Source organism: Alloyangia pacifica (assembly GCF_003111685.1).
GTDB classification, from domain to species: domain Bacteria; phylum Pseudomonadota; class Alphaproteobacteria; order Rhodobacterales; family Rhodobacteraceae; genus Salipiger; species Salipiger pacificus_A.
The window spans coordinates 37448-62500 of sequence record NZ_CP022192.1 but is presented as its reverse complement, the minus strand read 5'-3'; the positions used below and the strand labels follow the sequence as shown (position 1 = coordinate 62500).

At 66.8% G+C, this 25053-nt stretch carries 22 protein-coding genes and 2 rRNA genes (1 of these 24 running past the window's edge); 10 read left to right on the top strand and 14 right to left on the bottom strand.

What is annotated here, in order from left to right:
• The 3 genes from CEW88_RS21760 to CEW88_RS21750 all read left to right on the top strand — a co-directional run.
• Window positions 1–2062, top strand: a 23S ribosomal RNA gene (locus tag CEW88_RS21760) (it extends 770 nt beyond the left edge of the window).
• A gap of 113 nt (window positions 2063–2175) precedes the next feature.
• Window positions 2176–2290: ribosomal RNA gene (gene rrf / locus CEW88_RS21755) — 5S ribosomal RNA — on the top strand.
• Between the two features lie 450 nt (window positions 2291–2740).
• On the top strand, window positions 2741–3784 hold the full coding sequence (locus CEW88_RS21750) for a trans-3-hydroxy-L-proline dehydratase (protein ID WP_108970485.1): 1044 nt from the start codon (window positions 2741–2743) through the stop codon (window positions 3782–3784).
• A 28-nt stretch (window positions 3785–3812) separates the two neighbouring features.
• On the opposite strand, the gene CEW88_RS21745 is transcribed toward CEW88_RS21750, so the two are convergent.
• The 4 genes from CEW88_RS21745 to lhpI all read right to left on the bottom strand — a co-directional run bounded on the left by CEW88_RS21745 (window position 3813) and on the right by lhpI (window position 8781).
• Complete coding sequence (locus tag CEW88_RS21745) at window positions 3813–5063, bottom strand: NAD(P)/FAD-dependent oxidoreductase (protein WP_108970484.1); 1251 nt, start codon at window positions 5061–5063, stop codon at window positions 3813–3815.
• A 75-nt stretch (window positions 5064–5138) separates the two neighbouring features.
• The gene (locus CEW88_RS21740) at window positions 5139–6071 is read right to left on the bottom strand and encodes a proline racemase family protein (protein ID WP_108970483.1); all 933 of its coding nucleotides are present in this window, start codon (window positions 6069–6071) and stop codon (window positions 5139–5141) included.
• Window positions 6062–7021: a dihydrodipicolinate synthase family protein gene (locus CEW88_RS21735; RefSeq protein WP_108970482.1), complete on the bottom strand. Its 960-nt coding sequence runs from the start codon at window positions 7019–7021 to the stop codon at window positions 6062–6064. The genes CEW88_RS21740 and CEW88_RS21735 overlap by 10 nt, the downstream gene beginning before the upstream one ends.
• Window positions 7022–7071: 50 nt before the next feature.
• A complete protein-coding gene (gene lhpI / locus CEW88_RS21730) occupies window positions 7072–8781 on the bottom strand; it encodes a cis-3-hydroxy-L-proline dehydratase (protein WP_108970481.1) in 1710 nt (569 codons plus the stop codon).
• A gap of 158 nt (window positions 8782–8939) precedes the next feature.
• Between lhpI and CEW88_RS21725 the strand changes: the two genes are divergently transcribed.
• Window positions 8940–9575: a helix-turn-helix domain-containing protein gene (locus CEW88_RS21725; RefSeq protein ID WP_108970480.1), complete on the top strand. Its 636-nt coding sequence runs from the start codon at window positions 8940–8942 to the stop codon at window positions 9573–9575.
• A 57-nt stretch (window positions 9576–9632) separates the two neighbouring features.
• Window positions 9633–10670 carry an Ldh family oxidoreductase gene (locus CEW88_RS21720; RefSeq protein WP_108970479.1) on the top strand — a complete coding sequence of 346 codons (1038 nt, stop codon included), beginning with the start codon at window positions 9633–9635 and terminating at the stop codon, window positions 10668–10670.
• A 100-nt stretch (window positions 10671–10770) separates the two neighbouring features.
• On the opposite strand, the gene CEW88_RS21715 is transcribed toward CEW88_RS21720, so the two are convergent.
• The 4 genes from CEW88_RS21715 to CEW88_RS21700 form a co-directional block, all read right to left on the bottom strand.
• The gene (locus CEW88_RS21715; protein ID WP_108970478.1) at window positions 10771–11493 is read right to left on the bottom strand and encodes an amino acid ABC transporter ATP-binding protein; all 723 of its coding nucleotides are present in this window, start codon (window positions 11491–11493) and stop codon (window positions 10771–10773) included.
• Window positions 11486–12139 carry an amino acid ABC transporter permease gene (locus tag CEW88_RS21710; RefSeq protein WP_108970477.1) on the bottom strand — a complete coding sequence of 218 codons (654 nt, stop codon included), beginning with the start codon at window positions 12137–12139 and terminating at the stop codon, window positions 11486–11488. The genes CEW88_RS21715 and CEW88_RS21710 overlap by 8 nt, the downstream gene beginning before the upstream one ends.
• Window positions 12140–12152: 13 nt before the next feature.
• Window positions 12153–12818 (bottom strand): amino acid ABC transporter permease, encoded by a 666-nt coding sequence (locus CEW88_RS21705; RefSeq protein ID WP_108970476.1) that lies wholly within the window; start codon window positions 12816–12818, stop codon window positions 12153–12155.
• Between the two features lie 74 nt (window positions 12819–12892).
• The gene (locus CEW88_RS21700; RefSeq protein ID WP_108970475.1) at window positions 12893–13699 is read right to left on the bottom strand and encodes an ABC transporter substrate-binding protein; all 807 of its coding nucleotides are present in this window, start codon (window positions 13697–13699) and stop codon (window positions 12893–12895) included.
• A gap of 252 nt (window positions 13700–13951) precedes the next feature.
• Between CEW88_RS21700 and CEW88_RS21695 the strand changes: the two genes are divergently transcribed.
• Window positions 13952–15466 (top strand): aldehyde dehydrogenase (NADP(+)), encoded by a 1515-nt coding sequence (locus CEW88_RS21695; protein WP_108970617.1) that lies wholly within the window; start codon window positions 13952–13954, stop codon window positions 15464–15466.
• A gap of 119 nt (window positions 15467–15585) precedes the next feature.
• On the opposite strand, the gene CEW88_RS21690 is transcribed toward CEW88_RS21695, so the two are convergent.
• The 4 genes from CEW88_RS21690 to CEW88_RS21675 are packed head-to-tail and all read right to left on the bottom strand — an operon-like array spanning window position 15586 to window position 20054.
• Entirely contained in the window at window positions 15586–16416 is an 831-nt protein-coding gene (locus CEW88_RS21690) for a DUF296 domain-containing protein (RefSeq protein ID WP_108970474.1), read from the bottom strand.
• A complete protein-coding gene (locus CEW88_RS21685; protein WP_108970473.1) occupies window positions 16413–18047 on the bottom strand; it encodes an acyl-CoA synthetase in 1635 nt (544 codons plus the stop codon). The genes CEW88_RS21690 and CEW88_RS21685 overlap by 4 nt, the downstream gene beginning before the upstream one ends.
• Window positions 18044–19213, bottom strand: a complete 1170-nt coding sequence (locus tag CEW88_RS21680) for an acetyl-CoA acetyltransferase (RefSeq protein ID WP_108970616.1) — start codon at window positions 19211–19213, stop codon at window positions 18044–18046. The genes CEW88_RS21685 and CEW88_RS21680 overlap by 4 nt, the downstream gene beginning before the upstream one ends.
• Window positions 19214–19223: 10 nt before the next feature.
• A complete protein-coding gene (locus CEW88_RS21675; RefSeq protein WP_108970472.1) occupies window positions 19224–20054 on the bottom strand; it encodes an IclR family transcriptional regulator in 831 nt (276 codons plus the stop codon).
• Window positions 20055–20237: 183 nt separating this feature from the next.
• Between CEW88_RS21675 and CEW88_RS21670 the strand changes: the two genes are divergently transcribed.
• The 4 genes from CEW88_RS21670 (at window position 20238) to CEW88_RS21655 (ending at window position 23889) form a co-directional block, all read left to right on the top strand.
• Entirely contained in the window at window positions 20238–21242 is a 1005-nt protein-coding gene (locus CEW88_RS21670; protein ID WP_108970471.1) for a DctP family TRAP transporter solute-binding subunit, read from the top strand.
• 74 nt (window positions 21243–21316) lie between these two features.
• Complete coding sequence (locus tag CEW88_RS21665; RefSeq protein ID WP_108970470.1) at window positions 21317–21805, top strand: TRAP transporter small permease; 489 nt, start codon at window positions 21317–21319, stop codon at window positions 21803–21805.
• Window positions 21798–23126, top strand: a complete 1329-nt coding sequence (locus CEW88_RS21660) for a TRAP transporter large permease (RefSeq protein ID WP_108970469.1) — start codon at window positions 21798–21800, stop codon at window positions 23124–23126. Before CEW88_RS21665 ends, CEW88_RS21660 begins: the two co-directional genes overlap by 8 nt.
• 10 nt (window positions 23127–23136) lie before the next feature.
• Entirely contained in the window at window positions 23137–23889 is a 753-nt protein-coding gene (locus CEW88_RS21655; RefSeq protein WP_108970468.1) for an SDR family NAD(P)-dependent oxidoreductase, read from the top strand.
• On the opposite strand, the gene CEW88_RS21650 is transcribed toward CEW88_RS21655, so the two are convergent.
• Both CEW88_RS21650 and CEW88_RS21645 read right to left on the bottom strand, forming a co-directional pair.
• On the bottom strand, window positions 23886–24464 hold the full coding sequence (locus tag CEW88_RS21650; protein WP_108970467.1) for a hypothetical protein: 579 nt from the start codon (window positions 24462–24464) through the stop codon (window positions 23886–23888). The two genes, CEW88_RS21655 and CEW88_RS21650, sit on opposite strands and share 4 nt — an antisense overlap.
• A 24-nt stretch (window positions 24465–24488) precedes the next feature.
• Window positions 24489–24806 (bottom strand): hypothetical protein, encoded by a 318-nt coding sequence (locus CEW88_RS21645; protein WP_108970466.1) that lies wholly within the window; start codon window positions 24804–24806, stop codon window positions 24489–24491.
• Between the last annotated feature and the right edge of the window lie 247 nt (window positions 24807–25053).

The following is a 25053-nucleotide window of genomic DNA, read 5'->3' as shown; positions in this document are numbered from 1 at the left end:
AAAAAGGTCGGGATGAGTTGTGCCTAGGGGTGAAAGGCCAATCAAACTCGGAGATAGCTGGTTCTCCGCGAAATCTATTTAGGTAGAGCGTCATCCGAATACCCCTGGGGGTAGAGCACTGGATGGGTAATGGGGCCCCACAGGCTTACTGATCCTAACCAAACTCCGAATACCAGGGAGTACTAGATGGCAGACACACTGCGGGTGCTAACGCCCGTAGTGGAGAGGGAAACAACCCTGACCTCCGGCTAAGGCCCCCAATTCATGGCTAAGTGGGAAAGCAGGTGGGACGACCAAAACAACCAGGAGGTTGGCTTAGAAGCAGCCATCCTTTAAAGATAGCGTAACAGCTCACTGGTCTAATTAAGTTGTCCTGCGGCGAAGATGTAACGGGGCTCAAGCCATGAGCCGAAGCCGAGGATGCGCATAGCGCATGGTAGCGGAGCGTAGTGTGACATAGGACTCCTCCTCTTCTGCATCCTTCGGGATGTAATGGAGGAGATAGTCCTTTCTGTGAAGCCGGGCTGTAAGGCATCCGGTGGAGAGATCACTAGCGAGAATGATGACATGAGTAGCGACAAAGAGTGTGAGAGACACTCTCGCCGAAAGTCCAAGGGTTCCTGCTTAAAGCTAATCTGAGCAGGGTAAGCCGGCCCCTAAGGCGAGGCCGAAAGGCGTAGTCGATGGGAACCAGGTCAATATTCCTGGGCCATGTGGTGGTGACGGATCGCAAAGGTCGTTCTTCCTTATCGGATTGGAAGGGCTGCTGAGCGGTTCCTGGAAATAGCCCCACTTTGAGACCGTACCCTAAACCGACACAGGTGGACTGGTAGAGAATACCAAGGCGCTTGAGAGAACGATGTTGAAGGAACTCGGCAAAATACCTCCGTAAGTTCGCGAGAAGGAGGCCCAGTTTCAACGCAAGTTTTGGCTGGGGGCACAAACCAGGGGGTGGCGACTGTTTACTAAAAACACAGGGCTCTGCGAAGTCGCAAGACGACGTATAGGGTCTGACGCCTGCCCGGTGCCTGAAGGTTAAAAGGAGGGGTGAGAGCTCTGAATTGAAGCCCAGGTAAACGGCGGCCGTAACTATAACGGTCCTAAGGTAGCGAAATTCCTTGTCGGGTAAGTTCCGACCTGCACGAATGGCGTAACGACTTCCCCGCTGTCTCCAACATCGACTCAGCGAAATTGAATTGCCTGTCAAGATGCAGGCTTCCCGCGGTTAGACGGAAAGACCCCGTGCACCTTTACTACAGCTTCACACTGGCATCAGGCCATGCATGTGCAGGATAGGTGGTAGGCTTCGAAGCAGACACGCCAGTGTCTGTGGAGCCTCCCTTGAGATACCACCCTTGCATTGCTTGATGTCTAACCGCGATCCCTTATCGGGTTCCGGGACCCTGTGTGGCGGGTAGTTTGACTGGGGCGGTCGCCTCCTAAAGCGTAACGGAGGCGCGCGAAGGTTGGCTCAGAGCGGTCGGAAATCGCTCGTTGAGTGCAATGGCAGAAGCCAGCCTGACTGCAAGACTGACAAGTCGAGCAGAGTCGAAAGACGGCCATAGTGATCCGGTGGTCCCAAGTGGGAGGGCCATCGCTCAACGGATAAAAGGTACGCCGGGGATAACAGGCTGATACTGCCCAAGAGTCCATATCGACGGCAGTGTTTGGCACCTCGATGTCGGCTCATCTCATCCTGGGGCTGGAGCAGGTCCCAAGGGTATGGCTGTTCGCCATTTAAAGAGGTACGTGAGCTGGGTTTAGAACGTCGTGAGACAGTTCGGTCCCTATCTGCCGTGGGTGTAGGATACTTGAGAGGAGTTGCCCCTAGTACGAGAGGACCGGGGTGAACGATCCACTGGTGGACCAGTTGTCGTGCCAACGGCAGTGCTGGGTAGCTATGATCGGACAGGATAACCGCTGAAGGCATCTAAGCGGGAAGCCCCCCTCAAAACAAGGTATCCCTGAGGGCCGTGGAAGACCACCACGTCGATAGGCCGGAGGTGTAAGCGCAGCAATGCGTTCAGCTGACCGGTACTAATGGCCCGATAGGCTTGATCCGATCCAGGAACAGCAAGGCTGTTCCGAAATCAGACGAAGCATACAACCCCTACAAAATACTTGACTTGGTCCACGTCGCGCCCAAAACAGCGCGACAATGTGGGTTTTTCTCGGTTTGGTGGTCATAGCGCAAGCAAAACACCCGGCTCCATTCCGAACCCGGCCGTTAAGTGCTGCCGCGCCAATGGTACTGCGTCTCAAGACGTGGGAGAGTAGGTCACCGCCAAACCTAGTAAAACCCACAGTATCTCTCCTAAACGATGACCCAAGCCACGCGCCGTTTCCAAGCCGTGGGCAGGGACGCTCCAAAGTCTCAAGCGTTTGACGCCCACGGTGCATGCCGCGGGCGTTTCTTGCGTTTGAGCGGCGCGTAAGGGGCGCTTGGAGCCGGTTCGGCGCAGGGCTGGCGGCCGCCAGAATGCGTCCCGACTCTCCCGATGGTGCGCCACCGGGCGCCAATGGCGGTCATGAGTCGCGGCAATGCCGGTCCTACCCCGCAACAAGCGCGCCGAGCGCTTGCGTCCGACGAGGTGCCCCACTATCAAAATCCAACCAGCAGACTCTCGTTATAAATGAGGGACCCGCAAGGGGGCAGGTCAGATCCAATATCCACAATGAAGAGCCCGGATGCGGCGACTCGCGTCGTGGCGCGCGCCGGCCCGGCGCAGCGGAGGGGAAGATGCGCAGCAGCAAGGTCATTCATGTGGTCTCGTGCCATGCCGAGGGTGAGGTCGGCGACGTCATCGTCGGCGGAGTCGCGCCGCCGCCGGGCGAGACGCTCTGGGACCAGCGCCGCTGGATCGCCGAGGACCAGACCCTACGGAACTTCGTGCTGAACGAGCCCCGCGGCGGGGTGTTTCGCCACGTGAACCTGCTGGTGCCGCCCAGGCACCCCGAGGCCCAGGCCGCCTGGATCATCATGGAGCCCGAGGACACGCCGCCGATGTCGGGCTCGAATTCGATCTGCGTGGCAACCGTGCTGCTCGACAGCGGGCTGATCCCGATGCAGGAGCCGGTGACCGAGTTGGTGCTCGAGGCCCCCGGCGGGCTGGTGCGGGTCCGCGCCGACTGCGCGAACGGCAAGGCCGAGCGCATCCATGTCGAGAACCTGCCGTCGTTCGCCAGCCGCCTCGACGTGCCGCTCGAGGTGCCGGGGCTGGGCGAGATCCGCATCGACACCGCCTTTGGCGGCGACAGCTTCGTGGTGGTCGATCCCGAGGCGCTGGGGGTCGCACTGGTGGCGGAGCGCGCGCGAGAAATCGCCGAGCTGGGGATCCGCATCACCAATGCCGCCAACGCGCAATACCGCTTCGAGCACCCGGAGAAACCCGACTGGGCGCATCATTCGTTCTGTCTCTTCGCGGGGAAGCTGCGGCGCGAGGGCAGCGAGTTGCGCGCCCAGTCGGTGGTGGCGATCCAGCCCGGCAAGCTCGACCGCTCGCCTACGGGCACCGCGGTCTCGGCGCGCATGGCGCTGCTGCAGGCGCGCGGCGAGATGGGGATGGGCGACCGGCTCACCGGCGAGTCGATCATCGGCTCGGAGTTCACCGGGCGCATCCTCGGGCACACGGCGGTCGGCGGGCTCGACGCGATCCGCCCCGAGATCAGCGGTCGCGCCTGGATCACCGGCACCCATCAGCACATGCTCGACCCAGCCGATCCCTGGCCCGGGGGCTACCGGATCTCGGACACCTGGCCGATGGGGATCGGTCGGCCCGACTGAACGGACGGGCCCGGCGGCGCCTGGGGGGTCAGAACCGGTCGGCGCGGAAGGGTGAAAGATCGATCCCCGGCGCTCGCCCCGCGCAGAGCGCGGCGACGAGCTGCGCGGTGCCTGCCGATTGCGTGAGGCCGAGGTGGCCGTGCCCGAAGGCGTAGATCACGTCGCGCGACTTCGGCGAGGCAGAGATCACCGGCAAGCTGTCCGGCATCGAGGGGCGGAAGCCCATCCATTGCGTGCCGCCCGTGGGTTCGAAGCCCGAGAGGAACCGCGCGGTCTTTTCCACGAGGATCTCGGCGCGCCGGTAGTTCGGCGGCAGGTCGAGCCCGCCCAGTTCCACCGCGCCGCCGACCCGCAGCCCCGCGCCGATACGGGTCACGACGAAGCCGTGGTCGCTGAAGGTCAGATGCGTGCGCAAATCGAAACTGGCGGTGGGGAAGGTGGTGTTGTAGCCGCGCTCGGTGTCGAGCGGGATCCGGTCGCCTAGCGCGCGGGCAAGGCTGCGCGACCAGGCCCCGGCGGCCAGGACCACCTTGGCGGCGCGGAGCGTGCCGCTATCGGTCTCGACCTCGACACCCTGCTCGCGCGCGCGCAGGGTGCGGATCTCGGCGATGTCGATGCGGCCGCCGCGCGCGACGAAGGCCTCGGCGACATGGTGGGTCCAGACCGCGGGATCGACGGTGTTCATCCACTCGGGCGTGTAGCCCGCATGGGTGAAACGCCGCGAGACGCCGGGCTGGATTTCCGCGATGGCCTCGGGGCTTTCGAACAGCTCGAAGTTCACACCGTGCCGGCGCCGCAGCTCCCACGACGGCAGGCTGGCGCGGTAGGAGGCCGCGCCCTCGTAGAGCTGCATCTGCCCCTCGCGGCGCATCAGCGGCTCGCCCGAGACCTGCATGATCAGCCGCTCCTGCGCCTCTTGTGAGAGGTGCATGAGCTCTGACTGTGCCTTGACGGCGGCGGCGTAGCGGTCCTTGCGGCTGGCCCGCCAGAACTTCAGCAGCCACGGGCTGAGCTGCAACGCATAGCCGGGGCGCAGCGACAGCGGCCCGAGCGGGTCGAGCAGCCATTTGGGCGCCTTGCGCATGATGCCCGGGGTGGCCAGAGGCTCGACGTCGGCATAGGCAAAGGCCCCGGCGTTGCCCACCGAGGTGCCCGCGGCGACGCCCGCACGGTCGAGAATGCGGACCTTGCGCCCCTCGGATTGCAGCGCCAGCGCGGCGGTGACCCCGATGATGCCCGCCCCGATGACGAGAATTTCACTGTGCTCGGCCTCAGCCATGGCGGCCCTCGATCTGCGCGAAGAATATGAAGAGGCGCCGCGCGCCGGGAGAATGGCGCGCGGCGGCGGGGGCGTTCAGAGCGTGATGCCGGTCTTGAACGGATCCGCCGAGTCAAAGAGCAGCTTGCTCTCGGCCATCACATAGGCCCGGCCGGTGATCGAGGGGATTACCCCACCCGCCCGGCCTTGGGCATAGGACAGCCGGTAGGTGCTGCCGATGACGCTTTCCTGCACGATCTCTTCGCCCTCGGTCAGTCGTCCCGAGGCGGCAAGGCAGGCGAGCCGGGCCGAGCTGCCGGTACCGCAGGGCGAGCGGTCGTAGGCGTCGTCGGGGCAGAGCACGAAGTTGCGGCTGTGCACCGCGGCGTCCTCTGCGGGGCCGTAGAAGATCACATGGTCGATCTCGCCGCCATTCTCGCCCGCGATGCCCTGCGCCTTGAGCGCCGCGCGGGTGGCGACGGTCATGTCGGTGAGCTGGCGGATGTTCGACGAGACCACCGGAACCGGGCTGGGATCGACGAGGAAGAACCAGTTGCCGCCATAGGCGACATCGCCGGTGACGGTGCCGAGCCCCTCGACCTCGACCGAGACACCCGCCTGCGTGCGGCGGCTCTCGACGTTGGTGACGGTGACGGTGTTCGCGTCGATCACCTCGACGGAGACCACGCCCACCGGGGTCTCGATCCTGTGCGTGCCGGGGCCGATCTTGCCCATGTGCGCCAGCGTGACCGCAAGCCCGATGGTGCCGTGACCGCACATGCCCAGCACCGCCTCGGCGTCAAAGTAGATGACGCCGGTGACGCAGCCCGGATCCACCGGCTCCACCAGCAGCGCGCAGACCATGGCGACCTGCCCGCGCGGCTCGAGGCTGACCGAGCGGGTGAAGTCGCGGTGCTCGGACGCCAGCCTGGCAGCGCGCTCGGCCAGCGGCCCGGACCCGAGGTCCGGACCACCGTCCAGGATCACACGCGTGGGCTCGCCCCCGGTGTGGCTGTCGATCACATGCATTCGGCGATCACTCCACCCTGCTTGGACCAATTCGCGAACCAGCGGTTGAACTGGTGGAACTGCGCTTCGCAGAACTTCGCCTGCGAGGGCGACAGCGCATCGGTCTCGTAGATGTTGAGACGGTATTCCTCTTCGCCCTTCAGCACCATCATGTGCTTGAAGTAGAGCACCAGATCGACGCCCTCGTCGAATTTCGCCAGCACCGAGAAGGCCTCGGCCAGCTCGCGGGCGCGCAGGTCGGCCTCGGGGCAGCCGGTCGCGGCGCGGCGCGACAGCTCGACCTGCAGCAGCGCCTCGGTCGGGAAGATCGTGCCGATGCCGGTGATCGCGCCGACCGCGCCGCATTTGACGAAGCCGTGGTAGACCTCGGTGTCGACGCCGACCATCAGGATCACGTCATCGTCCTGCGAGGTGATGTGCTCGGCCGCGTAGCTGAGGTCGGCCTTGCCGCCGAACTCCTTGAAGCCGATCAGGTTGGGGTGCTCGGCGCGCAGCGCAAAGAAGAGGTCCGCCTTGGTCGCATAGCCGTAGTAGGGGCTGTTGTAGATGATCGCGGGCACGTCCGGCGCGGCCTCGAGGATCGCCTTGAAGTGGTTGCGCTGCGCGGCGACCGACAGGCCGCGCGACAGCACGCGCGGGATCACCATGAGGCCCGCCGCGCCGATCTCTTGCGCGTGGGCGGCATGGGCGACCGCCGACTTGGTGTTGATCGCGCCGGTGCCGACGATGACGGGCACGCCCGCCTCGGTCAGCCGCGCGACGCCCTCCATGCGCTGTTCGTCGGTGAGCAGGGGCCAGTCGCCGCAGGAGCCGCAGTAGACCACCGCCGACATGCCCGCCGCGATCATTTCCTTGCCCTTCTTCACCAGCGCGTCGAAATCGGGCTGGCGGTCGGGGGTGCAGGGGGTGAGCAGCGCGGGGATGGTGCCAAAGAAGACGTCTTTGTTCATGGGGATGTCCGTAGGGTAGGAGAGGTTGGAGAAATGTGCTGGCGCGCAGGTCACGCCCGGCGCGAAACGGCGGAGGAGGCCGCGCCGCCGGCGATCCAGCGCGGCGGGAATCGAGGGGCCTGCCCGGTGCAGGCGGTCTCGGCACACTGCGCCAGCGCGCCGAAGCACACCGCGCGGTTGCTCAGCCCCGGGGCATAATGGGCGTATTTTCCGGAGTTGGTCATCAGGACCTTGGCCGAGGGCGGGAAGACCGGCTCGGAGATCGAACACCAGCAGATGTCGGGCACGAGCCTGAGCCCCGCCGCCTCGAGCCGTGCCGCCACGCCGCTCGCGGTGATGGCGGCAAGCGTGGCGCGGCCCAGAGTGACGATCGCGGCCACCTCGGGGTGCACCTGCCGATCCTCCATGAGATCGGCGAGCGCGGCGCATTCGCCTTCCGAGAAATGCGGGCTGCCGAAGGCGACGAGATCGACCTTGCCCGCGCCCTTGTTGAACTCCTGCCAGAGCTGGGCGAAGTCTTCGGGCGCGATGCTGACGCGGTCGGCGTCGGGCGTCGGGGCGATATCCGCCTCGGGGGTGATCCCGGCGATGTGCAGCATGGGCGAGGCAGAGGTGGTGCCATAGGCGGCGCAGAGCGCCTTGAGGTCATCGTCGTTCGGCGCGCTTTCTTCCAGCCCGCGGATCAGCGGGATGCGGTCGGGCGCGGCCTGTCCCGCCAGCCAGCCGAGCATCGGCCAGAAGGCATCGTCGGCCCCCTCGGGCAGGGTCACCTCGATGATCCGGCGCGGCGCGCGGTTCCGGGGCAGGTAGACCCCGGCCCGGGCGGCACGCCCGGTGAGCGCAATGCACAGGTCCATGAAATCGGCATGCTTCACGGTGCGCGCACCCAGCACGCTGTTGGCATAGATCACCGCGTTGCTCTCGGCCCAGGCGATGTCCTCGCCCTCGGTGGGGCGGTCGTCGAGCAGGTAGGGCGCGCAGGTGAAGCTGGGCCGGGCGCCCATCTCGACATAGGCGTCGGCGAGCTGGCTGGCGGGCAGGCCGAAGTCCTCGGCCACGCCCTGCGCGCGCCAGTTGGCGTGATCGACGGAAATGGCGTTCATTGTGGTCGGCACGCGCACCCGGCCGCCCTTGTCGGCCATGGCGCGGGCAAAGGTCAGGAAAGCGGGGCTGGCGTAGATGCAGCCGTCGATATGCACGCGGCTCACATCGACAAGCTCGGTCGCGCCCTGCGCCGCGGCCATGGTGGTGATGATCTCCATCGCCAATTGCGCCGCCTCGCCATGGGCACCGTCGAGAAAGGCGCGGTCGTCGTCGCTCAGGTCCACCTTGGCGGTCTCGGGCGAGAGCTCCCAGTCGAGCGCCCCGGCGCGCAGGCGGCTCGGGGTGATCTCGGCGTCACTTTCACCGGCAAGCTGATCATAGTCCGACGCCGAAAGCCGCAGCACGGCGATCTCGTGGCCGAAAAGCCGTGCCGCGACCAGCGCGCCGAGGGTGAGAATATCCTCCGCCTCGCGGAAGATCAGCGCCTTGGGCGCCGCCCCGGCGAAGGCGAGCCCCAGCAGCACGCCGCTGCCGGTGCAGGAGCCGCGGCTGGTCGGCATCATCACCACGCGGCCGGCAAGACTCTGTCCGTGCTGGGGATGCAGGGCGTCGATGATCCGTCCTGTCGCGGGATCGACCCCGCCCCAGACGCTCAGCCCCTCGTCACACAGAAGGATTGGCCCCTGCACAGTCGCGGCCACGATCGATCTTGGCATGTCGGCTCCCTTCTGTTGGTCGGATTTCGGGCTGCAGCACCGAAAATCTTGGCAAAAGTAGGCACAAAGCCGTTCCTTTTCGCCGCTCTCGATTGCTACTGTTGCGTTCAACACAAATATTGGCATAAACGATCACAGATGGTAAGAAAAGAAAAATTATGACCGATACGGAAAAAGACGGCGAACCCCTGTCGGGGGAAGATTGGGAGGCGGAGCGGCAGCAGCTGCGCAGCGATCTCGGCGCCCGCATGAAATCCGTGCGGCAGGCCTGCGGCTTCACGCTAGAGGTGGCGGCGCAGCGCACCGGGCTGGCGCTCTCGACGATCCACAAGATCGAGAACGGCCGGGTCTCGCCCAGCTACGAGAATCTCGTCCGCATCGCGCGGGCCTATGACATCGGCATGGAGCGGCTGTTCTCGGCCGACCACGATGCGCATCAGACCACGCGGCTCACCGTCACCCGCGCCGGGCAGGGCCGCAAGGTCCGCTCGAAGAACTTCGAATACGAGGTGCTCTGCAACGCGCTCGCCGAGAAAAAGATCATCCCGCTGGTCACAAAGGTCGAGCAGCGTCCGCCGCTGAAGCGCGAGGAGCTGGAATCGCACGACGGCGAGGAAACGCTCTACGTGCTCTCGGGCCGGGTCGAGCTGACCGTCGAGCACTACGAGACGGTGATCCTCGAGACGGGCGACTGCGCCTATTTCGACAGCACCATCAAGCACGGCCTGCGCGCCGTGGACGACACCGAGACCAAGGTCTTCTGGGCCTGCACCTATATCGACGTGGACAAGTGACCCGGCCCGTGCCGGGGCGCCCGTCCGCCTGAGTTACCCGAAGGAGAGCGCCAAACGATGGCCGAGCAGAAGATTATTTCCGTCGACGGGCTGATGGCCCGTGTCCAGGCGATTTTCGAAAAGAGCGGGCTGAGCCGCGACAACGCCCAAGCCGTGGCCCATGTGATCGTCGCCGGTGAGCGCGACCATTGCAAATCCCACGGCATCTACCGGATCGAGGGCTGTCTGCGCGTGCTTGCCGCGGGCAAGGTCTCGCCCGATGCCGTGCCGCAGGTGCACGACAGCGGCAAGGCCGTGATCGAGGTGGACGCGGGCGGCGGTTTTTCCAACCCCGCCTTCTATGCCGCCAAGGACACGCTGGTCGCGCGCGCCCGCGAGACCGGGCTGGCGGCGCTGGTGATCCGCGACTGCCTACATTTCTCGGCGCTCTGGCACGATGTGGAGGCGCTGGCCGAGGCGGGGCTCGCCTCGTTGTCGATGTGCCCGAGCTATTCCTTCGTCGCGCCGGCGGGCGGCAAGGAGCCGCTGCTCGGCACCAACCCCATCGCCTTTGGCTGGCCGCGACCGGGTCCGCATCCCTATGTCTTCGACTTCGCCACCAGCGTTGCCGCGCGCGGCGAGATCGAGCTGCACCGCCGCGCCGGCACGCCGATCCCCGAGGGGTGGGCCGTCGACAAGGAGGGCAATCCGACCACCGACCCCGACGCGGCGCTTCATGGCGCGATGCTGACCTTCGGCGCGCACAAGGGGTCGGCGATCTCGACCATGGTCGAACTGCTGGCGGGGGCGATGCTGGGCGAGTTCATGAGCAAGGAAGCGCTCGATTTCATGGGCGGCGGCGGGCTGCTGCCGCGCCACGGCGCGCTTGTGCTGGCGCTCGATCCGCAGACCTTTGCCAAGCGCTCGGGCCGCGATCCCATCGCCGAGGGCGAGAGGCTGCTGACCGCGATCAGCGGGCAGGGCGCGCGGCTGCCGTCGGAGCGCCGCTTCAGCGCCCGGTCGAAGGCGCTCGCCGAGGGCATTGCGCTGACCGCCGCGGAAATGGCGCAGCTCGACAAGTTCGAGGCCGAGGGGCTCGCCGCGCTGGAGGGTTGAGACCTCCGTTCCGGAGAGACGAAAGGCGCGGGATTGACCCCGCGCCTTTTCATTTTTGGGGGCACCGGCGCGCGACCAAACGCGCCGGGCGCCGGTTGTCTCAGCGCACGCTGGCGAGGAACTGCCGCGTGACCTCTTCCTGCGGCGCGCCGAAGATCTGCTCGGGCGCGCCGATCTCGGCCATCACGCCCTTGTGGAAATAGGCCACCCGGTTCGAGACGTCGCGGGCAAAGGCCATCTCGTGCGTGACGCAGATCATCGTCATGCCTTCTTCGGCCAGCATCTTCAGTGTCTCCAGCACCTCGCCCACCAGCTGCGGATCGAGCGCCGAGGTCACCTCGTCGAAGAGCATGTAGTCGGGCGACATGGCCAGCGCGCGGGCGATCGCCATGCGCTGCTGCTGCCCGCCCGAAAGCCGGGTCGGGAAGGTCTTCAGCTTGTCGCCGAGCCCCACGTGCTTGAGCTGTTTCTCGGCGATCGCCTCGGCCTCTCCTTTCGACATGCCGAGCACCTTGCGCGGCGCCAAGGTGACGTTCTCCAGCACGGTGAGATGCGGGAAGGCGTTCCACTGCTGGAACACGATGCCGATCTTCTGGCGCAGCGTGTTGAGGTTGGTCGACTTGGCGTGCACCTCGGTGCCGTCGACCAGGATGCGGCCGCTGTCGATCGGTTCGAGCCCGTTGATGCAGGTCAGCAGGGTGGACTTGCCCGAGCCAGAGCCGCCGATCACGGTCAGCACCTCGCCCTTGGCGACGGTCAGATCGATGCCCTTGAGAACCTCCATCTGGCCAAAGGACTTACGGACATTCTGGATCTCAATCATTGGACCACCTTTTCTCGAGATAGCCGCCGAACCGGGCCAGCGGAAGGCTGATGATGAAGTAGAAGGCGCCGCAGAGCAGCAGCAGGAACATCGGCTCCTGCAAGCGGGTGATGAGGATCTGCGTCGACTTCAGAAGCTCGGTGACCTGCACCACGTAGACCAGCGCCGAGTCCTTCATGACCCCAAGCGCAAGGCCGATCCACGACGGCAGGGCGACGCGGGTGGCCAGCGGCATGACGATGTAGCGCATGTCCTGCCCCCAGCTCATGCCGAGCGAGCGCGCCGCGCGCCGGGTGGTGGCGGGCACCGCGTCGATGCCGCCGCGCACGATCTCGGCGCAATAGGCGGCGGTGTAGAGCGAGAGCACCATGCAGGCAACGGTGAGCCCCGACATCTGCAGCTTCAGCACCATGCCCATGAAGGCATTGGCCAGCACCAGCTGGATCAGCAGCGGGATCGAGCGGAAGATGTCGAGCAGGAAGGTCAGCGGCGCGGCGAGCGCGGCGCCGAGCTGCACCCGGATCACCCCGAAGAGAACGCCGAGCACGGTGCCGATGGCGACCGAGATGAGGGTGACCAGGATCGTCATCCCCGCGCCCTTGGCGAGGAAGATCAGGTCGTTTGCGGTGAGGGCGGTGTCGAACATGCGGTCTCCTCCCTCAGTAGCGGAACAGGCGGACAGCGAGCAGCCGCGCGCCGAGGGTGATGATCTTGGTGATCGCGTAGAAGATCACCGCGGCGATGGCGAAAAGCTCGAAGGTGCGGAAGGTCAGCGCGTTGAGGTCCTGCGTCACCCCGTAGAGGTCGGTGTTCATCCCGACGGTGACCCCGAGCGAGGTCATCAGGATCGCCCAGACCATCTGGTTGGTCATCGGCAGGAAGGAGATGCGCAGCATCTGCGGCAGGATGATGAAGCGGAAGGCCTGCAGTTGCGACATGCCCAGCGAGCGGCCGGCCCGGGCCTGGGTGTCGGGGATCGCCTTCAGCGCGCCGCGGAAGTTCTCGGCGAGATAGCCGGCATTGTTGAAGGTGATGCCGATGAGCAGCGACACGAAGGGCGAGAAGTGGATGCCGAAGCTCGCCACGCCGAAATGGGCCATGTAGATCTGGAAGAGCGCGGGCGTGTTGCGCGCGATCTCGACCCAGGCGGTGGCGATGGCGGCGAGCGGGCGCGAGCCCGAGAGTCGCAGCAGCGTCAGGACGACGGCAAGCAGGATGCCGATCACCATCGACAGGACTGCGACCTCCATCGTGACGACCGCACCGTCCAGCATCTGCGGAAGCTTGGCGAGCGCCTGCTTCCATTGGAAGGTGTAATCGAACATGTGTTAGGCGCCTGATAGAGCGAGAGGAAAAGCGGCGCGGTGGGGTCCGCGCCGCCGGTCGGTCCGGTCAGGGATCAGCGGTAGACGCCGCCCACGGTCAGGTCGGGCAGCTCGCCGCCGACCCACTTTTCGTAGAGCTCGGCGTAGCGGCCGGTGCGCACCTGCTGGTTCACGAAGAGATCGAGGTAGTTCAGCAGGCCGTACTCGTCGCGCTTGGCGAAAAGGGCAACGTAATCGGTGTCGAAGGGGGCCTTGCCGACCACCGAGATGCCGTCGAAGTTGCCGGACTGCACGTTCGCCTGCGCCACGGTCGAGGTCGAGACGGTGGCGTCGAGCTGGCCCTGGCTCAGCGCAAGGAAGACGTCGGCCTGGGTCTGGTAGGGGCGGAAGCTGCCCTCGCCCCAGGCGTCGACCTGCGCCTGCAGCGCGATCGCCTCGTAGGTGCCGGCAACCGCGCCGACGGTGTGGCCCTTCATGTCCTCGAAAGAGGCGATGCCGGTTTCGTCGTTCGAGGTCACGGCCATTTCGAAGGCGAAGTAGGGCACGCTGAAGCCGACGGTCTTGGCGCGCTCAAGCGTGTCCGAAGTTGAGGCGACGCCCACGTCGACGCGGCCCGACATCAGCGCCGGGATGCGTTCGGGGAAGGGGGTCTCGACGATTTCCGCCTCGACGCCGAGCGCGGCCGCGAGGTCGTTGCAATAGTCGACGTCGAAACCGATCGGGGTGTTGCTGTCATCGCGCATTCCCATCGGCGGGAAGTCGAGCACCACGGCGCAGCGCAGCGTGCCCGAGGAGATGATGTCGTCGAGCTTGTCGGCCTGGGCGGTGCCCGCGAGCGCGGTCGCGGTCAGAAGGGCGGCGGTGAGCGTGAAGGTCTTCATTCGGATGTCTCTCGCTGTTGTGGACGCCGGCGAGGGCTGCCGGACTTATTTTTTCGTGCAAGATTTTTCCTAAATGAAAAATACTGGCCTGTGAAGAAAATATTTGTTACGAGGGCGAAGAAGTTTCCAGCTCCCTGAAATCCCCTCAGGATCGCGGCAAGACCGGCCTTGGCCGACTGCCATCTGCCAATCGCGCCGCCCGGCGCGCTGGCCGCGACCGACCAAGCGGTCCCCTGTCAGAAGGGACATCTCATGAGTTTCACCCCGCACGGCAAGCACCTGATCGCAGGCACCTGGGTGGCTGGCGAGACCAGCTTCCCCTCCGAGCCGGCGCATGGCCCGAGCCACGACTTCTCGGTCGGCACGCCTGCGCTGGTCGATCAGGCCTGCAAGGCCGCCGAAGAGGCCTTCTGGACCTATGGCTACACCACCCGCGAGGCGCGCGCCGAGTTCCTGAACGCCATCGCCGACGAGATCGAGGCCCGCGCCGAGGCGATCACCGAGATCGGCACGCAGGAAACCGGCCTGCCCGAGGCGCGCCTGCAGGGCGAGCGTGGCCGCACCACCGGCCAGCTGCGGCTCTTCGCCAGCCACATCCTCAAGGGGGACTACCTCGACCGCCGCCACGACGAGGCGCTGCCCGACCGCCAGCCGCTGCCGCGCCCCGACATCAAGATGGTGATGCGCCCGATCGGGCCGGTCGCGGTCTTTGGCGCCTCGAACTTCCCGCTCGCCTTCTCCACCGCCGGCGGTGACACCGCCGCGGCGCTGGCCGCCGGCTGCCCGGTGGTGGTCAAGGGCCACGGCGCGCACCCCGGCACCGGCGAGATCGTCGCCGAGGCAATCCTCGCCGCAATCGAGAAGACCGGCATGCCCAAGGGCGTCTTCTCGCTGGTTCAGGGCGGCAAGCGCGACGTCGGCCAGGCGCTGGTGCAGCACCCGCTGATCAACGCCGTGGGCTTCACCGGCTCGCTTGGCGGCGGCCGTGCCCTGTTTGACCTCTGCGCACAGCGCGAGGTGCCGATCCCCTTCTTCGGCGAGCTGGGCTCGGTCAACCCGATGTTCCTCCTTCCCGAGGCCGTGAAAGCGCGCGGTGCCGAGCTCGGCACCGGCTGGGCGGGCTCCCTGACGATGGGCGCCGGCCAGTTCTGCACCAACCCCGGCATCGCCGTGGTGGAGACGGGCCCCGAGGGCGACGCCTTTGTCGCCGCTGCCGCCGAGGCGCTGAAGGGCGCGGCCGCCCAATGCATGCTCACCGAGGGTATCGCGCAGGCGTATAAGGATGGTAAATCCCGCTTTGACGGTCGCAATGCGGTGAAACCGGTGCTGACCAGCGACAGCGAGGGGCGCAGCGCGCTGCCCAACCTCTTCGAGACCGATGCCGAGAATTACCTGCAGGATCATGCGCTTGGCGAGGAGGTCTTCGGCCCGCTCGGCCTCGTGGTGCGGGTCTCGGGGCCGGGCGAGATGGAAGAGCTCGCCAAGGGGTTCGAGGGCCAGCTGACCGCAACGATCCACATGGACGAGGGCGACACGGCGCTGGCGCAGCGGCTGATGCCGGTGCTCGAGCGCAAGGCCGGCCGGGTGCTGGTCAACGGCTTCCCCACCGGCGTCGAGGTCTGTGACGCGATGGTGCACGGCGGGCCTTACCCGGCCGCGACCAACTTCGGCGCCACCTCGGTGGGCACGCTCTCGATCCGCCGCTTCCTGCGCCCGGTGAGCTACCAGAACCTGCCCGACGCGCTGCTGCCCGGCGATCTGACGTAAGCCGCGCCGCAGCCGAGACGCGCCCGCGCTGCCCGACCGGCGGCGCGGGCGTTTGCGTTGGGGCAGGCGTATTTGGAAAGTCGCGCGGGGCCCGGCGCGGGCCCCCGCCCGCAGCCCGGCTATTCCCCGATCAGCAGGAGTTCCGCGGTGATGCAGATCCGGTTGTCATGCGGGCGCAGGACGCCGGACACCGGCCTGCCGTCAAAGCCGACCGAGGCGACGTTGAGGATCACGCTGTCGCCGGTCAGCCGCCCGGCGCGCAGCAGCACCTCGGTGGCGTAGCTCTCGAGCTCATCGTGTTCGAAGCGGCTGTGTACGAGGCTGCCGATGCCCTCGACCCGGGCCCGGCCAAGCGGAGCGCCGGCCTGCGGCAGCAGCGCGTGGGGATCCTCGTTCGGGCGCAGGGTGCAGAGCAGGGCGGGGCGCCCCTCTCCGGGCGCGCCCACCGCCGTGGGGGAAAAGAGATCGAAGCCGGTCTCCGGGTCCGCCGCGACGCTCAGCGTGGCACCGGTGAGGCCCCAGCCGTGCACCAGCACGTCTTCGGCAAGTGTCGACTGCTGCGCCAGGAGGTGGCCCATCCGCGGCTGCCCGTCCTGGCCGGACCAGAGCCCGTGGCAATGCAGGAAAGGCGCGCCGTCCTTCACCCCCAGGTGCAGACCGGCCTCGCTGAGCTGGGCGCCGTCGAGCACATGGATCTTGCTGTACCAGGCGGCGCGCCCGTCGCCGGGGGCGGGGGCAGGGATGACGTAGGCGAGCCGCGCGAAGGCGGCCTCGGTCAGCCGCAGGTAGCCGGCCGAGAAACCCGCCTCGGCAAGCGCCTGCACCACCGCCTGCTCGACGGTGAGCCCCGCGGCGAGACGCAGCTCCAGCTTCTGGGCACGGCAGGGCAGGGCGGTGAAGCGCTCGGACGCCCGTGGGCCCGGGTGCGCGAGCTGCTGCCGGAGGGTCATGGCGCCGGGCTCCTCTCCGGGTTCCGCTCCGGGGCGCCCGCCCCCGCCGTCGGCAGGTCACCGCGCGCGATCAGCGCCTCGCGGATCATCTTCTTGGTGATCTTGCCATAGGCGCTTTTCGGCATCTCCTCCCAGAAGACCACGTGGCGGGGCAGCTTGTAGCGAGCGATCTTCGGGGTCAGCCAGTCCAGCAGCGCCTCGGGAGCCAGCCCCGCGCTGCGCGCCACGCACACCGCGACGCCGATCTCGCCCCAGACCGGGTCGGGCATCCCGAGCACGGCAACCTCCGAGATCTCGGGATGGAGCAGGATCTTCTCCTCGATCTCGCGCGGGTAGATGTTCGAGCCGCCCGAGATGTACATGTCCGAGGCGCGCCCTGTCAGGTAGACGAACCCCTCGGCGTCCATGTGCCCCAGATCGCCGGTGAGGAACCAGCCACCCCGGAAGCTCTTGGCATTGGCCTCGGGGTTGTCGAAATAGCCGGCAAAGACGGCGGGGCCGATCACCGCGATCTCGCCGGTCTCGCCCGGAGCGACCTCATTCCCCTCGGCGTCCTGGATTTGCACCTGCATGCCGGTCCGGGCAAAGCCGCAGGAGCCGATGCGCATCGCGCCATCCTCCGCCGAGTGATGCGCGGGGGGCAGCACGGTGATATTGCCGGTGACCTCGCCAAGACCGAAGTACTGCACCAGCTTCGGCCCCAGCACCTGCAGCGCGCGGATCTGGTCGGCGCGGTACATGGGCGCGCCGGCGTAGATCATGTAGCGCAGGCTCGCATGGTCGTGCTCGGCGACCGAGGGGTGCTCGACCAGCAGCTTGACGATGGTGGGCACGGTAAAGAGGTTCGTGACCTTCCACTTGGCCACCAGACCCCAGATTTCGTCAGGGTCGAACTTGGCCCCGGCGGGCAGGATCGTTTTCACCCCATGCGCCACCTGCGCCAGCTGGTGGATGCCCGCGCCATGCGACAGCGGCGCGACGACGATCGAGGCGTCCTCCGGCCCGGTGCCGGGCATCAGGTCACACAGGTGGTTGGTGACGACAAAGGCCATCTGCCCATGGGTCAGCACCGCCGCCTTGGGCCGCCCGGTGGTGCCGGAGGTGAAGAAGAACCAACAGGGATCGTCGCGCTGGACCGCCACCTGCGGCGGGCGCTGGCCGAGGTGGGCGGCGACCAGCGCCTCGTAGCTCTCCCCCAGACCCTCGCCGATGCCGATCACGAAGCCGAGGTCGCCACAGGCCGCGGCATGCTCGGGGAAGGCGGCCTCGCAGAGCATGCCCTTGGCCTGCGAGCTTTGAGCCAGAAAGGCAATGTCCTCTGGCGACTGGCGGAAGTTGGCGGGCACCCAGACCGCGCCGATGCGCCAGCAGGCGAACATCGCCTCGAACATCTGGTTGTTGTTGGCCGATTGCACCAGCAGCCGGTCGCCCTTCTGCAGACCGAACCGGCCCTGCAGCGCGGCGGCAAAGGCCGCGGAGCGCGCCTCCATCTCGGCCCAGGTCCAGGTCCGCTCGCCCCAGACGAAGCCGATCTCATCTGGGTGGCGGCGGGCGCTCTCGGCGAGGAAGTTGGCAAGGTTCATCACCCGCGTGGACACGGGGGGCAGGCCACCGGAGAGGTCGATGGTCATTTCACCCGCTCCAGGATCGACACGTAGTTGGTCACCGCTGCGCCGCCCATGTTGAACACGCCCGCGATCTCGGCGCCGGGGATCTGCATCTCGCCCGCCTCGCCGGCCAGCTGCATCGCCGCCATGACGTGCAGCGACACGCCGGTGGCGCCGATCGGGTGGCCCTTGGACTTCAGCCCGCCCGAGGCGTTGACCGGCAGCCTGCCGTCCTTGGCGGTGATCCCCTCGCGGATCACCCGCCCGCCCTGGCCGCGCTCAGCAAGGCCCATGGCCTCGTATTCCAGCATCTCGGCGATGGTGAAACAGTCGTGGGTCTCGACCAGCGACAGATCGTCGAGGCACAGCCCCGAGGTCTCGAAGGCCTGCTGCCACGCCCGGCGGGCCCCGGCGAATTCCAGCACGTCGCGGCGCGACAGCGCCATGATCTCGTTGACGTGGCTGCGCGCGCGGAAGGCGATGGCGCGCTTCATCCCGGCCGCGGTTTCGGCATCGGCCAGCACCAGCACCGCCGCCCCGTCCGAGACCAGCGAGCAATCGGTGCGGCGCAGGGGCCCCGCGACGATCGGGTTCTTCTCGGAGACGGTGTTGCAAAAGGCGGTGCCGAAATCCTTGCGCATGTGCGCCAGCGGGTTGGCCATGCCGTTGGCATGGTTCTTGGCCGCGATCATCGCCAGCTCTTCGCTCTTGTCGCCGTAGCGCTGGAAGTAGCTGCCGGCGATCTGCCCGAAGAGCCCGGCGAACCCGCCGCTGATGTCCGCCTCTTCCTTGCAGTAGCTGGCGCCAAGGAGGACGTCACCGACCTCGGCCGTCGGGGTCGCGGTCATCTTCTCGGCGCCCACCACCAGCGCGATGCGGCCGCGTCCGGCGGCGATGAAATCCATCGCGCCGTGCAGGGCGGCCGAGCCGGTGGCGCAGGCGTTCTCGTAGCGCGTGGCGGGGGTATGGGCAAAGCGTTCATCGCCCATGGCGACCAGCGCGCCCTGGAAATCCTGCTGCGAGAACCCGTTGTTGAACACCCCGACGAAGAGCCCGTCGACATCCTCGGGGGTGATCCCGGCGTGCTCCAGCGCCTCGCTCACGGCGGCGGCCATCAGGCTTTCGGTGTCCGGGTGCTCGGACTTGCCAAAGGGCGTGTGGCCCCAGCCGACGATCTGTGGGTCTTGCATCATGTCCTCCTCAAATGCGGGTGCGCGCGGCGTAGAGCTGCGCGAGTGTCTGTTCGATTTCCTGTGCCGCGGCCTGCAGCTGCGCCACGAGCTCCTCCCGGCGCGGCTGCTGCATGCGGCTTTCGATGGCGGCCAGCGACAGCGCGCCGGCCAGTGCACCGTCGGGGCGACGCAGCGCCACGCCCAGTCCCCACGAGTCGGGAAACACCAGGCCCGGGTTCAGCGCGTAGCCCTGCGCCCGGGTCTCGGCGACGCGGGCAAGAATCTGCGCGGGCGGCAGGCCGGGGTAGTCGGCTTCGAGCCGCGCGGCATTGGCGGCGAGGGCGGCCTCGACCTCGGCGTCGGGCAGGGCCGAGAGCATCGCCAGCGACCCCGCGCCGACCCCCAGCGGGTGCAGCCGCCCGGTCATCAGCGCATAGGTCCGGATCGGATAGGTGCCCTCCTCGCGGTGCAGGCAGAGCGCCGAAAAGCCGCGCCGGACCGACAGGAAGGCGGCGTCCCCGGTCTGCTGCGCCAGTCGCGACAGGGGCTCGAAGGAGAGTTCCAGCAGCCCGTGCCGATGTGCCGCGAAAGTCCCGAGAATGTAGGATTCCTCGCCCAGGAAATAGCGCCGCGTCGCCTCGTTCTGCTCGACCATGCCGTTGCGGATCAGCGCCAGCATCAGCCGCCGCACGGTGGGTTTGTTGAGCCCCGACTCGGCGACCAGCTCACCCAGGCTCGCGCCCTCGCGCGGGCGGCGTCCGACCATGCCCAGAAGCGCCAGCGCGCGGTCGACGCTCTGGCTGCCGGCGAGACTGCCGGGGGTGCTGCCGTCCCTTGTGTGTTCCATAATATGGACCATCTAGGTCCATCTCCTCCCGCGGGACTTAGAAAAGTTGCCCCGTAATATTTTGATCCTTTCGGAATATTGCAAGTTGTTCTTGTCCGTGGCAATGAAACTGTTCCATGATGTGGATCGTCGTGCGGGGCAGGGAGGTCGCGCAGGGCGGGGCCGAGGGCGGCCCAAGACTCCTGGGAGGACAGAATGACTTTCGCGAAACTGGGCACCACCGCCCTCGCAACCGTGCTCGCCGGCGCACTGATGGTCGGCGCCGCTGCCGCCGAGACCCTGCGCCTGTCGCACAACACCGGCGACACCACCACCTGGCAGAAGGGCGCCGACAAGTTCGCCGAGCTGCTCTCGGAAGCCACCGATGGCGACATCACCGTGCGCGTCTTCCCGAACGCCCAGCTCGCCGGTGGCGACCAGATGCGCCAGGCCGAGATGGTCGGCCGCGGGGCGCTCGATCTCGTGGTGACCTCTGCGATCAACGTGACCCCGCTGGTGCCCGAGATGGCGGCCTTCTCGCTGCCTTACCTCTATGCCGATTACGACCAGGTCGATGCGACCACGCAGGGCGAGCCCGGTGCCAAGCTGGCAGAGATCCTCAAGGGCAAGGGCATCGTCGTGCTGGCCTGGGGCGAGAACGGCTTCCGCGAGGTGACCAACAACACCCGTCCGGTGAAGTCCCCCGAGGACATGAAGGGCCTCAACATGCGGGTCGCCGGCCCGATGTACATCGATGTAATGAATGCGCTCGGCGCCAACCCGCAGCAGATGCAGTGGGGCGAGACCCTGACCGCGCTGCAGCAGGGCGTGGTCGACGGGCAGGAAAACCCGATCGGCGCGGTGATCATTCCGCAGCAGGTCTACGAAGTGCAGAAGTACCTGACGACGTGGCACTATTCCTATGATCCGATCTTCATCGGCATCAGCCAGAAGAAGTGGGACAGCTACGACGCAGACACCCAGGCCAAGCTGAAGACCGCCGCCGAAGAGGCGATGAGCTACCAGCGCGAGATCAGCCGCGAGGCCACCGCCTCGGGCATCGACTTCCTGCGCGAGAAGGGCATGGAGGTTTATGAACCCTCCGCCGAGGAACTCGCGGCCTTCAAGGAAGCCACCCAGCCCGCCTTCGACGAATGGGCGGCCAAGGTCGGCCCCGAGTTGGTGCAGAGCTTCCAGACCGCCATCGACGGCGCGAAGTAACCCTCCGAAAACGGCGTGTCCCCGCGGGGACACGCCTTTCGTCCTGACCCACGCCTGCTGACAAGGGAGGGGCAATGGCCTTCATCCTGCGCGAGGCCGAGAAGATCATCTGCGCGGTGCTCTTCCTGGCTATGACCTTTCTCGGCTTTGCCAATGTGGTGGTGCGCTACGGCACGCATTACTCGCTGGCCGCCACCGAAGAGCTGCTGACCAACGGCTTCCTGCTGCTGACCATCTTCGGCGCGGCCATCGCCGCGCGACGCGGCGAGCATCTGGCGGTGGGTCTGGTGCACGACATGCTGCCGCGCCCGGCGCGGCGGGTCGTGTTCGCGTTCTCGGTGCTGGCCTCGGGGCTGCTGCTGGTGCTCTCGGCGTGGTTCTCGTGGCAGGCGGTGGCCAACCTCATGGACAATGGCATGCGCTCCTACGGGCTGCAGATCCCGGCGTGGTACTATCAGGCCGCGGTGCCCTTCGGCTTCGCGCTGGTGCTGATCCGCTACCTGCAGCACGCCTGGGTGGTCTGGCGCACCGGCGAGGACGACGAGGTGATTCCCGATGTTTGATCTCTTCCCCGGCCTGCCCGCGGGCACCGAGATGGTGATCCTGTTCTTCCTCCTGCTGGCGCTGCGCGTGCCGGTGGCCTTCTCGCTGGGCCTGTCGGCGATCTACGCCATGTGGCAGATCGGCTTCGGGCTCGAGCTTGCGGGCGACCTCATTGCCACCGGCATCACCAAGTTCTCGCTGCTGGCCATTCCGTTCTTCATCCTTGCCGGTACGCTGATGGGCTCGCTTGGCATCGCCGAGCGGATGATCCGCTTCTTCCGGGTGCTCATCGGCGCAACCCCGGGTGGCATGGGTGTCGTCGGCACAACCGTGTGCCTCTTCTGGGGCGCGGTGAGCGGCTCCGGCCCGGCCTCGGTCGCCGCGATCGGGCCGATGATCATCAAGGGCATGGAAGAAGACGGTTATCCCAAGGCCTATGCCGCGGGTCTGGTCTGCACCGGGGCTGCGCTGTCGATCGTCATCCCGCCGTCGATCGGGCTGGTTATCTACGGGGTGATCGCCGAGACCTCGATCTCGCACCTCTTCCTCGCCGCCATCCTGCCCGGGCTGTTCATGGGCGTGATGATGCTGCTCACGCTGCCCTTCGCCAAGCCGCAATCCGGTCGCGCCGCCGCGCTGGAAAAGCTGAGCCCCATGCCGCATGCGGACAAGCCCTATGGCCAGCGCCTGTGGCTGTCGTTCAAGGACAGCTTCTGGGGGCTGATGACCCCCGTCGTCATCCTCGGAGGCATCTACTCGGGCGTCTTCACCCCCACCGAGGCCGCGCTGGTCGCCACGGTCTACGCGCTGCTGGTGGGCGGGCTGATCTACCGCACGCTCACCCTCGACGGGCTCTACAATTCGCTGTCCAACGCCGCCGCCTCCTCGGCCACGGTGATGCTCGTGGTCGCCTATGCCAGCCTCTTCGGTTGGGTGGTGACGGTCGAGGATCTGGTCGGCAGCTACTCGGGCGCCCTGCTCGGCCTTTCCGGCAACGAGGGCGTGATCCTGCTGGTCATCATGCTGATCCTGCTGATCGCCGGCATGTTCATGGATGCGGTGACGGTGATGTTCATCTGCCTGCCGATCTTCATGCCGGTGGTGCGCGAGCTGGGCTGGGATCCGGTCTGGTTCGGCGTGCTGGTGATGGTGAACCTCGCCATCGGGCTGATCACGCCGCCGGTCGGCATCAACCTCTATGTCGCCGCCAATGTCACCCGCCTGCCGATCGAGCGCGTCGCCCGCGGCGCCATGCCCTTCCTGCTGGTGTGCCTGATCGGGCTGGCGGTGATCGGCGCCTTCCCGCAACTTTCCCTCGGCCTGCTCGGCCCCGCCAACTGAGGAGTCCTCCATGACCCAGAAGACAGCCATCGTCACCGGCGCCGCGCGCGGCATCGGGCTTGCGACTACCAAGCAGTTCCTTTCCGAGGGTCGCCGCGTGGCGATGATCGACCGGGACGCGGAGGTGCTGATGGCGGAGGCCGGGCAGCTCGAGAACGTGCTGCCGGTGGTCTGCGACGTCTCGCAGCCGGACCAGGTGGCGGCGATGATCGCCGAGGTGGCCGAAGCTTTCGGTCGCATCGACGCGCTGGTGAACAACGCCGGGGTCGCGGATTTCGGCCCCATCGAAGAGACCACCTTCGAGCGCTGGCGTACCGTCATGGCGACCAATCTCGACGGCGTGTTCCTCTGCTCGCAGGCGGCGATCCCGCACCTCAAGCAGGTGCAGGGCGCCATCGTCAACATCGCGTCGATCTCGGGCCTGCGTGCCTCGACGCTGCGGGTGGCCTATGGCACCTCGAAGGCCGGGGTGATCCAGCTCACCCAGCAGCAGGCGGCGGAACTGGGTGAATATGGCATCCGCGCCAACTGCGTGGCGCCGGGTCCGGTGCGCACCAAGCTGGCCATGGCGGTGCATTCGCCCGAGATCATCGCGGCCTATCACGACGCCATCCCGCTCAATCGCTATGGCTCGGAGGATGAGATCGCCTCGGTGATCGTCTTCCTCTGCTCGGACAAGGCCAGCTACGTGACCGGGCAGACCATTGCCTCGGACGGCGGCTTCCAGTCGACCGGGGTGGGCCTTCCTGCGCTGCGGGTCTAACGCGCGCGGTTCAGGAACAGGCGGATCCAGCGGAAGATCAGCATCAGCGCCAGCGTGGTGGCGATCAGCCCGATCAAGTCGCCCACCGCGTAGATCGCCACGACCGCCACCGAGTCGTCGGGCAGGATATGCCCCGAGAACACCAGCGACTGGCCCGCCGAGTTGATCACCGAGGCCAGCGCCCCTGCCAGCAGCAGCCACTTCCAGTGAATTCGCGCCCGCTGCACGGCGTAGACGCGCCGCCCGGCCAGCGCCATTGCCTCGAAGGCGAGGGGCGCCGAGGCCGCGCCCACGGCGATGGACAGCAGGATCAGCGGCTGGGTCGGGGTGCTGATCTCCGCCCGCGTGAAGAGGGCCTCCGACAGGAAGGCGCCCAGAAACAGCGGCAAGAAGGCCCGCTTGCCGAGCAGCCAGGTCGAGAGCACCCGCACGCCATGCGGCAGGTAGGCCAGGCTGGCAAAGATGGTGAGCTCCGGCATGAGCCGCGACTGCACCGGGGTGATCAGAAGCGCGGTCAGGCCGTGTGCGAGGACATAGGCCAGGATCACCACGGAGAAGTTCTGTAGGACCGTCATGTCGGGCGCGCGCGGGGCAGGGGCTCAGCTCAGCGGCAGCGGCGCGCCGACAAGGTCGCTCCGCACGACGTAGGCCCGCGCCTTGGTGTCCGCCGCCCGTTCCAGAAGCCCGCGGTCGAGAAGGGTGCGGATGGCCCGGTAGAAGGTCGCCTGCGCGGTGCAGCGGACCAGCGCATGGTCGCGGATCTGCTCGGAGCTGATCACGTCGCCGGGCCGCTCGCAAAGTCCATGCGCGGCAAGGAGCACGTCGCGTTCCAGGCGGCTGAGATCTTCGAGACCGACATCGCGCTCGAGCTGGCGCAGCATCTCGCGGAGCTGAAGGATGGAGCTGAGTTTGTTCATGGCAGCAAGTCTTTGCGCAGCGCGGCCATGGGGTCAAGAAATGTCACAGGTCGCCGCCCAGTTAACTTTATCAATTTGATAATCTCTTGGAGTCAGGTGAGCTCCGTGCTACGCACCCGACGTGGCGTTAGGTCAAGAGTGCCTTTTTGACGAGTATCCGTGAGTGGTGGCGCCGCAGCTCATTTGAGAACCTTTCGCCTTGGTGCTTTCCGGCACCAAGGCTTTTCGTTTGGGGCTTCCGGGGACG

What these genes read in the sequence shown, in the direction of transcription:
- CEW88_RS21690 (WP_108970474.1), bottom strand. Translation starts at nt 16,416, where the DNA reads ATGACCCTCCGGCAGCAGCTCGCGCACCCGGGCCCACGGGCGTCCGAG.
- CEW88_RS21670 (WP_108970471.1), top strand. Translation starts at nt 20,238, where the DNA reads ATGACTTTCGCGAAACTGGGCACCACCGCCCTCGCAACCGTGCTCGCC.
- CEW88_RS21685 (WP_108970473.1), bottom strand. Translation starts at nt 18,047, where the DNA reads ATGACCATCGACCTCTCCGGTGGCCTGCCCCCCGTGTCCACGCGGGTG.
- CEW88_RS21665 (WP_108970470.1), top strand. Translation starts at nt 21,317, where the DNA reads ATGGCCTTCATCCTGCGCGAGGCCGAGAAGATCATCTGCGCGGTGCTC.
- CEW88_RS21655 (WP_108970468.1), top strand. Translation starts at nt 23,137, where the DNA reads ATGACCCAGAAGACAGCCATCGTCACCGGCGCCGCGCGCGGCATCGGG.
- CEW88_RS21720 (WP_108970479.1), top strand. Translation starts at nt 9,633, where the DNA reads ATGGCCGAGCAGAAGATTATTTCCGTCGACGGGCTGATGGCCCGTGTC.
- CEW88_RS21745 (WP_108970484.1), bottom strand. Translation starts at nt 5,063, where the DNA reads ATGGCTGAGGCCGAGCACAGTGAAATTCTCGTCATCGGGGCGGGCATC.
- lhpI (WP_108970481.1), bottom strand. Translation starts at nt 8,781, where the DNA reads ATGCCAAGATCGATCGTGGCCGCGACTGTGCAGGGGCCAATCCTTCTG.
- CEW88_RS21695 (WP_108970617.1), top strand. Translation starts at nt 13,952, where the DNA reads ATGAGTTTCACCCCGCACGGCAAGCACCTGATCGCAGGCACCTGGGTG.
- CEW88_RS21715 (WP_108970478.1), bottom strand. Translation starts at nt 11,493, where the DNA reads ATGATTGAGATCCAGAATGTCCGTAAGTCCTTTGGCCAGATGGAGGTT.
- CEW88_RS21675 (WP_108970472.1), bottom strand. Translation starts at nt 20,054, where the DNA reads ATGGTCCATATTATGGAACACACAAGGGACGGCAGCACCCCCGGCAGT.
- CEW88_RS21680 (WP_108970616.1), bottom strand. Translation starts at nt 19,213, where the DNA reads ATGCAAGACCCACAGATCGTCGGCTGGGGCCACACGCCCTTTGGCAAG.
- CEW88_RS21700 (WP_108970475.1), bottom strand. Translation starts at nt 13,699, where the DNA reads ATGAAGACCTTCACGCTCACCGCCGCCCTTCTGACCGCGACCGCGCTC.
- CEW88_RS21740 (WP_108970483.1), bottom strand. Translation starts at nt 6,071, where the DNA reads ATGCATGTGATCGACAGCCACACCGGGGGCGAGCCCACGCGTGTGATC.
- CEW88_RS21710 (WP_108970477.1), bottom strand. Translation starts at nt 12,139, where the DNA reads ATGTTCGACACCGCCCTCACCGCAAACGACCTGATCTTCCTCGCCAAG.
- CEW88_RS21750 (WP_108970485.1), top strand. Translation starts at nt 2,741, where the DNA reads ATGCGCAGCAGCAAGGTCATTCATGTGGTCTCGTGCCATGCCGAGGGT.
- CEW88_RS21735 (WP_108970482.1), bottom strand. Translation starts at nt 7,021, where the DNA reads ATGAACAAAGACGTCTTCTTTGGCACCATCCCCGCGCTGCTCACCCCC.
- CEW88_RS21705 (WP_108970476.1), bottom strand. Translation starts at nt 12,818, where the DNA reads ATGTTCGATTACACCTTCCAATGGAAGCAGGCGCTCGCCAAGCTTCCG.
- CEW88_RS21660 (WP_108970469.1), top strand. Translation starts at nt 21,798, where the DNA reads ATGTTTGATCTCTTCCCCGGCCTGCCCGCGGGCACCGAGATGGTGATC.
- CEW88_RS21725 (WP_108970480.1), top strand. Translation starts at nt 8,940, where the DNA reads ATGACCGATACGGAAAAAGACGGCGAACCCCTGTCGGGGGAAGATTGG.
- CEW88_RS21645 (WP_108970466.1), bottom strand. Translation starts at nt 24,806, where the DNA reads ATGAACAAACTCAGCTCCATCCTTCAGCTCCGCGAGATGCTGCGCCAG.
- CEW88_RS21650 (WP_108970467.1), bottom strand. Translation starts at nt 24,464, where the DNA reads ATGACGGTCCTACAGAACTTCTCCGTGGTGATCCTGGCCTATGTCCTC.